This is a genomic window from Frankia gtarii (assembly GCF_025403375.1).
Taxonomy (GTDB): Bacteria; Actinomycetota; Actinomycetes; order Frankiales; family Frankiaceae; genus Frankia; species Frankia gtarii.
This window is the reverse complement of the sequence record NZ_JAMPTM010000067.1, coordinates 21745-27744: the sequence shown is the minus strand read 5'-3', so window position 1 is coordinate 27744 and position 6000 is coordinate 21745. Positions and strand designations below refer to the sequence as shown.

Annotated in this window: 5 protein-coding genes and 1 pseudogene; 5 read left to right on the top strand and 1 reads right to left on the bottom strand. The window is 72.1% G+C overall.

What is annotated here, in order from left to right; translation table 11 throughout:
- From NBZ83_RS12635 to NBZ83_RS12615, 5 genes and pseudogenes are all read left to right on the top strand, one after another.
- Positions 1 to 600 (top strand): annotated as a pseudogene (locus NBZ83_RS12635) (serine/threonine-protein kinase); the annotation flags it as partial.
- A 150-nt stretch (positions 601 to 750) separates the two neighbouring features.
- Positions 751 to 1167, top strand: a complete 417-nt coding sequence (locus NBZ83_RS12630; protein WP_261568805.1) for a hypothetical protein — start codon at positions 751 to 753, stop codon at positions 1165 to 1167.
- An 86-nt stretch (positions 1168 to 1253) separates the two neighbouring features.
- A complete protein-coding gene (mqnC, locus tag NBZ83_RS12625) occupies positions 1254 to 2471 on the top strand; it encodes a cyclic dehypoxanthinyl futalosine synthase (RefSeq protein WP_261568806.1) in 1218 nt (405 codons plus the stop codon).
- Between the two features lie 180 nt (positions 2472 to 2651).
- Positions 2652 to 3773 (top strand): adenosine deaminase, encoded by a 1122-nt coding sequence (add, locus tag NBZ83_RS12620; RefSeq protein ID WP_261568807.1) that lies wholly within the window; start codon positions 2652 to 2654, stop codon positions 3771 to 3773.
- Positions 3774 to 3890: 117 nt separating this feature from the next.
- Complete coding sequence (locus NBZ83_RS12615) at positions 3891 to 4643, top strand: demethylmenaquinone methyltransferase (RefSeq protein ID WP_261568808.1); 753 nt, start codon at positions 3891 to 3893, stop codon at positions 4641 to 4643.
- Between the two features lie 17 nt (positions 4644 to 4660).
- Here the strand turns inward: NBZ83_RS12615 and NBZ83_RS12610 are convergent, their stop codons facing one another.
- Positions 4661 to 5377 (bottom strand): dienelactone hydrolase family protein, encoded by a 717-nt coding sequence (locus NBZ83_RS12610; RefSeq protein WP_261568809.1) that lies wholly within the window; start codon positions 5375 to 5377, stop codon positions 4661 to 4663.
- Positions 5378 to 6000 lie beyond the last annotated feature (623 nt).

The following is a 6000-nucleotide window of genomic DNA, read 5'->3' as shown; positions in this document are numbered from 1 at the left end:
CCTGTGCCCGGTCCCGCCGCCCGCGACCGCCGAGCCGAGCCGACGCCGCCCGTGGGCCCCGCGGACGGCCGCCGCTCGCCGCCGTCTGCCTATCCGCCCGCGGCACCGTCGCCGTCCGGGTCCGCGTCACCTCACCGGGCCGCCCGCCCGTACCCTCCGGCCCAGCAGTACCCGCCGGCCCAGCCGTACCCGCCGGCCCAGCCGTACCCGCCGGCCCAGCCGTACCAGCCGGCGCGGCCCGAGGGTCGGCGGGCGGCCGACCGTGCTGACGCGGCGCGCCCGCAACCGGCACCGCGGCAGGTCGCCGAGCGTCCCGAGCGCCGCGGCCAGGCAGCTGAGCCCCACGATCCCCCGGCACCGCGGCGCCCGCGCCGCCGGTTCCGGCTGCGAATCCCCTTCAAACGGACGATCCTGTTCGTTCTGGTCGTCCTGGTTCTGCTCTCCGCAGCGGACCAGATCGCGTCCATGGTCGACGAGCAGCGCAGCCGGCTTTGGGACAAGGTGGCCACTTCGGTCAGGAATGGCGTGGGCGACCAGGTGGACAGCCTGTGGAATCAGGCGAAGGACACCTTCGAGGGTTCTTCGGGTGGTGCGGGGTGACTGTGCAGGCCGTGAAGCGGGAACCCGGCACGGCTCCGGCCGGTGCGACCGGGACTGCCGCCTCGCAAGGGATGGCGGTGTGACCGGTGAGCGTCAAAGATCATCGGAGCGCAACGGGTAAACCTGCCGCCGGATAGGTACACCCACCCTATGGCGAGCATCTCAAGCAAGATCAATGAATTCCTGCACAGCCCGAAGACCCGAGAGATGGTCGACAAGGCCAAGGCCGCGGCCAACAAGCCCGAGAACCGAGCCAAGATCAAGCAGGTGCAGCAGAAGTTCACCAGCCGCACGCGGAGCCCCGGTCATCACAATGCCCCGGATAGCCCCCCGCCCGCCGGCGGCCCGCCCGTCGGCGCGACCCCGGGCCATCCGGGCGGCTACGACGCGGAGCGCGGCTCCGGGGAGCGCCCGTCCGCCGGCTCCGGGGCAGACTCCGGGGCCGACTCCGGCTCCGGCGAGCGTCCGACCGGGTCCGGCGGTTACGGCGAGCGGCCGTCCAGTGGGTACGACGCGGAGGTCCCGGGTTCCGGTCCGGCCGACGCCGGTGGTCGTTCTGGCTACTGATCGTCCGGCCGTTCGACCTCGGACGTCCCGGTATCGGCCTCGGGCGACGCGGCCCGGCACCGGGACCCAGGTCGTACCATCGCGCCATGAGCCTTGTGGATGCCGACGGCGAAACTGCGGTGGGTCGGGGCGACGGCGGTGACGGCGGCGACGGCGAGATCCGGACGGTCCTGGACCGGGCCGCCGAGGGCGGCCGCATCTCGCCCGAGGAGGCACTGCTCCTCTACACCCGGGCCCCCCTGCACGCACTTGGCAAGGCGGCGGACACGGTGCGCCGCCGCCGGTATCCCGACGGCATCGCCACCTACATCATCGACCGTAACATCAACTACACGAACATCTGCGTGACGGCCTGCCGGTTCTGCGCGTTCTACCGGGCGCCGAAGCACGCCGAGGGCTGGGTCCGCGATGTCGACGACATCGTCGCCAGGTGCGGCGAGGCCGTGGAGCTCGGTGCCACCCAGATCATGCTGCAGGGTGGCCACAACCCCGATTTCGGGATCGAGTGGTACGAGCAGGTGTTCGGCGCGATCAAGGCGACCTACCCGCAGCTCGCCCTGCATTCGCTGGGCGCCAGCGAGGTCGTGCACATCGCCCGCACGTCCGGTCTGACCTTCCCCGAAGTCATCACCCGGCTGCGCGATGCGGGCCTGGACAGCTTCGCCGGCGCCGGCGCGGAGATCCTCACCGAACGCCCCCGGCACGCGGTCGCCCCGCTCAAGGAACCCGGCCACGTCTGGCTGTCGGTGATGGAGACCGCGCACACCCTCGGCCTGGAATCCACCGCCACGTTCATGATGGGCACCGGTGAGACGAACGCCGAGCGCATCGAGCACCTGCGGATGATCCGGGATGTGCAGGACCGCACCGGCGGCTTCCGCTCATTCATCCCGTGGACATACCAGCCGGAGAACAACCACCTCGGCGGGCGGACCCAGGCCACGACGCTGGAGTACCTGCGCCTCGTCGCCGTCGCCCGGCTGTTCTTCGACAACATCGCCCACCTGCAGGGCTCGTGGCTGACGACCGGCAAGGAGGTCGGCCAGCTCACCCTGCACATGGGCGCCGACGATCTCGGTTCGGTGATGCTGGAGGAGAACGTCGTCTCCTCCGCCGGCGCCCGCCACCGCACCAACCGCTCCGAGCTCATCTCCCTGATCCGCACCGCCGGCCGTATTCCCGCGCAGCGCGACACCCTCTACCGGCACCTCGTCGTCCATCGTGACCCGGCGCAGGACCCGACCGACGACCGCGTCGCCTCGCACTTCTCCTCCACCGCCCTGCCGCTCGTCTCGGCAACCTGAGCCGGTCGCTTCGAGGTTTCCGGACGGCGCCTTCTGGCGGACGATCAGGAACGTCCGCTTCGAGCCCGGCGATCTCGATCCCGCTACGACCCGGGGCGTCGGCACGCTTCCCGTCGACGCCCCGCTCTCCAAACGGGTCCGGCCTGCGCCGCCACGGACGGGACGCCATAGATTGGCCCGATGAGCGAGTCCGCCGGGTCCCCGGCCACGGTCCCGGCGGCGACCGGGCCGAAGATCGAGCTGCATGTCCACCTGGAGGGGACGGTCCGCCCGGCGACGCTGCTGGAGATGGCGCGGCGTAACGAGGAGGCGTTGCCGTCGCGGACGGTCGAAGGCCTCACAGAGCTGTACCGCTTTCGCGACTTCAACCACTTCATTCAGGTGTGGGTCATGACGACGCACGTGATGCGGACCGAGGTCGACTTCCGCCAGATCGTCGTCGACTACGCTGCCGAGGCGGCCGCGCACGGCGCCGTCTACCTGGAGGGCATCTTCTCGCCCTGGTTCCGTGTCCAGCGCGGCGTCCGCGTCGAGGAGATCTTCAACGGATACGCCGACGGGGCGGCCGAGGCCCGGGAGCGCTACGGCGTCGAGGTGCGCCTGACTCCGGACATCGACCGGGTGCTGCCCGTCGAGGCGGCCACCGAGGTGGCCCGCTGGGCGGCGCGTTTCGCCGAGCGCGGCGTTGTCGGCCTCGGGCTCGGCGGGCCGGAGGTCGGCCATCCGCCGGAGCCGTTCGCGCCCGCGTTCGCCCTGGCCGCGGATGCCGGACTCGCCGCGGTCCCGCACGCGGGGGAGACAGAGGGCTCGGCGTCGATCCGTGGCGCGCTCGACGCGCTCGGCGCCCGGCGGATCCGCCACGGTATCCGTGCGGTCGAGGACCCGGCGCTGCTGCGCCGCCTGGCCGACGAGGGGATCGTGCTCGACGTGTGCCCGGTGTCGAACCTGCGGACCCGCTCGGTGCCCCGACTGCGCGACCATCCGCTGCTCGCGTTGCAGGCCGCCGGGGTGGCCTGTTCACTGGCCACCGACGACCCGGCGATGTTCGGCACCGATCTCGGCATCGAGCACGCCGTCGCCGCCGGGATCGGCGCTCGCGCCCGCGACCTGTACGCGGCCGGCGTCGCCGGGGCGCTGTGCGACGAGGCGACCCGCGACCGGCTGCGTAGCCTCGGCGCGGCCACCGACTGGGACGCCGCCGAGAAGGCGGCCCGTGCCGCCGCCCCGACGGCTCTTGCCCGGTTCGACGGCGAGCCGCTCGACGGCGGCGGGCCCGCCGCCGGGGAACCGGCCGATGGCTGACCGGCCGATGGCTGACCGGCCGATGGCTGACCGGCCGATGGTTGACCGGCCGATGGTTGACCGGCCGATGGTTGACCGGCACGGCGTAGAACGGGGTCGACGACGGGAGGGCACGCGGTGAGCAGGGCGGGGCTGGACAAGCGGCCGCAGGAGGTCGCGGCGATGTTCGACGGTGTGGCCGGGCGTTACGACCTGACGAACGCCGTGCTCTCCGGCGGTCTCGACCGGACGTGGCGGCGCGCCACCGCCGCCGCTCTCGACCTGCGTCCCGGTCTGCGGGTCCTCGATCTCGCCGCTGGCACGGCCACCTCCTCGCGGGCCTTCGCCGAGGCCGGTGCGGACGTCGTCGCCTGCGACTTCTCCCTCGGCATGCTGCGCGCCGGCCAGCGCCGTCTCGCCGAGAAGCCCCTGCCCTCGACCCCGCAGCCGGCAGCCGGCGGGCCGGCGGACGGCGGGCGGGTGGTGCTGACCGCCGGGGACGGGCTGCACCTGCCCTTCCCCGACGCCGTCTTCGACCGCACGACGATCTCGTTCGGGCTCCGTAACGTCGCCGACACCGTGCGCTGCCTCAGTGAGCTACGCCGTGTCACTCGGCCGGGCGGCTCGCTCGTCGTCTGCGAGTTCTCCCAGCCGGTGTGGGGGCCCTGGCGAACCGTCTACCTCGAGTACCTGATGCGGGCGCTGCCGAAGGTGGCGCGCACGGTCAGCAGCAGCCCGGACTCCTACGTCTACCTGGCCGAGTCGATCCGGGCGTGGCCCGACCGGGCCGTGCTCGCCGACCTGCTGCGCGAGGCCGGCTGGTCGCGCGTCACCTGGCGTAACCTCACCGGCGGCATCGTCGCCCTCCACCGCGGCCACGTCCCCGACTGATCGACGCCGGCCCCAGCTCAGCCGGGCAGGTGTGATTCGACCCAGGTCAGGGTGCGTGACCAGGCATCGCGGGCTGATGCCGGGTGGTGGCACGCGGGGCGGGTGTCGTTGTGGAAGCCGTGCCCTGCCTCGGGATAGCGGATGATCTCGGTGGGCACGGGGGCCGCGGCCGTCGCGATCCGCAGCGCCTCGACGTCCTCGACGAGGATGTTCGGGTCCTGGTCGCCGTACAGGCCGAGCCACGGCGCCTGCAGCCGCCCGGCGATCTCCAACGGGCTCGGCTCACCGAAGCTCCGGGTGCGGATCCCGTCGCCGTAGAACGTGACCGCCGCGCCGAACGGGCGGGCCACCGCGGCCTGGAAAGCGATGCTTCCGCCCAGGCAGAAGCCGACGACGGCGCAGCGGTCCAGCGCCGTCCCCTCCTCGGCGAGGACGGCCAGTGCGGCGTCGACGTCGTCCAGCAGGTCCGTGCCGTCAAGGTCCTCGACTACTTTGATCGCCGAGGCGACGTCGTCGTAGGCGAAGACCGGCGAGCCGATGCGGTGGAACAGGTCGGGCGCGATCGCCCGCCAGCCGGCCAGGGCGAAGCGGCTACACAGTCCCTGCACATGTTCGGTGAGGCCGAACGCCTCGTGCAGGATGACGACGCCGCCACGCGCGGGTCCGGCGGGTTCGGCGAGCGTCGCCGGGGCGGGCCCGTCGGCGGTGGGGAGGACGACGGTCTCTTCGGTCATCGGATCTCTCGATTCGGAACAGTGCCGCGGCGGATAGCCGGGGGGCGCGGCGGATAGCCGGGTTCGTGCGGGATCGCAGTGGTTGGGCGCGGGGTCGAGTCGATCGTGGCGCGCCCGTGCCGACACGTCTGGTGCTATTGGTCTGATTTAGGAAACTATGCGGCTTTTCGGGGTTAGATGACACGGCGTAGTCGATGCGGCATGCGCTCAGGTTGGCGGTTGCGCGGGTCTGGTTAGGTCGGGTCCGGTTAGGTCGGGTCGGGTCAGATTGGGTCTGGTCAGATCGGGTCAGAATGTCGTGGATGACAGGTCGGGGTGGTCCCTTCCGGCTGAGGGTCGCCCGCTTGGGCCGGTCGAGACCGCCCGTTCGGGCGGCGCGCTCTGGTCCGGAGGTGTCCCGCGCGGGCCGGTGGCACCGATCCGAAGCAGTCGCCCCCCGCGGACGAGCGCCGTGTTTCGGGCGGCAAGTGGGGGACTACCCCGCGCTGGCGGTGATTCCACCCGGTGGGAAGAAGGTGCCATTGGCCGTCTCCGACCGTGGGCGGTATGTAGTGGCCGAATTGCGATGCGTGACACGCCAGAGAGGTGAAAGTGGGCGCCACGCGCGCGACCAGCAGTCATGC